Annotated in this window: 1 protein-coding gene; it reads right to left on the bottom strand. The window is 33.7% G+C overall.

Annotation, left to right across the window (positions count from 1 at the left end):
* The coding region (gene porN / locus FLP_RS10610; RefSeq protein ID WP_065449497.1) for a type IX secretion system ring subunit PorN/GldN at nucleotides 1-846 on the bottom strand (846 nt) is incomplete at its 3' end.
* Between the last annotated feature and the right edge of the window lie 101 nt (nucleotides 847-947).

Below are 947 nucleotides of genomic sequence, written 5' to 3'. Positions count from 1 at the left end.
ATTAAAACGTCTTGAATTTAAAATCTGATCAAATGAAATTGGAATGGCAGAATTCTTATCATTAAAAGCTTTTCCTTCGTGCAATACTTCCCTGGCGTCAGGAAAGAAAACCCAGAATAACTCTATGTAATCCTTCTCATCAGCGTTCATGGTATACACATCTGGAGTAACAGGACAAATGCCAAGTAGCCTGTATTTTAACTCGCTTTGTCGTTTGTCAAAATACCAATATCCTTTTATTTTATATTGTGTAACATCAGCAGCTGTTAAATCTTGTTTTAAAATGTATTCCGCAGGGACTGATCTTGTAGGTCCAACTGTTTCATCAACATAAGTAACAGATTTCTTTTTACCAGTGCCGGTAACCACTTTTTTCTTTACAACACGAGTTCTGTAATCATCCGGATATTGATTGATTAATTCTCTCCCAGCATCTGTAGTATCTACTCGGGATAATGCACCCTGAATGTCTTTCAATGATTTTTTAGTATTAAAATAACTGTCGCTGTAAACTTCGGTTATTCTGCCACTTCGAATTCCTCTGGTTAGAACATCATAAAGCGAACGTCTGTCAGAACCAATATTAGCAGTGTCTACAGGAAAGTATAAAGGAAAATTGATTTTTTCGTTTAAATCAATAATTTCCCATACCGTTTTCCCCATCAGAACATCCCTGTCATCTACATAACCATAAGAGAGAGGCTTATCATTATCCGAAATTCTCTGTGCTGCACTCTTTATTCCAATTTGGTCAGCTGTTTTTGCATTAAGTAGATTTGATTGTGCATTTGAAACAAAACCTGCTGTAACAAAAACCATAAATATTAAAAAAATTTTCCCTTTCATCATAACACTTTTTAGTAAACAAAGCTAACGAAATAATTATCATTTTATTGTTATTTTCCTACAATTAACGCAAATTTTTTCATTCAAACATAAACATTGAC

This window comes from Flavobacterium piscis, from assembly GCF_001686925.1.
Lineage (GTDB): Bacteria > Bacteroidota > Bacteroidia > Flavobacteriales > Flavobacteriaceae > Flavobacterium > Flavobacterium piscis.
This window is presented reverse-complemented; position numbering and strand designations above follow the sequence as displayed.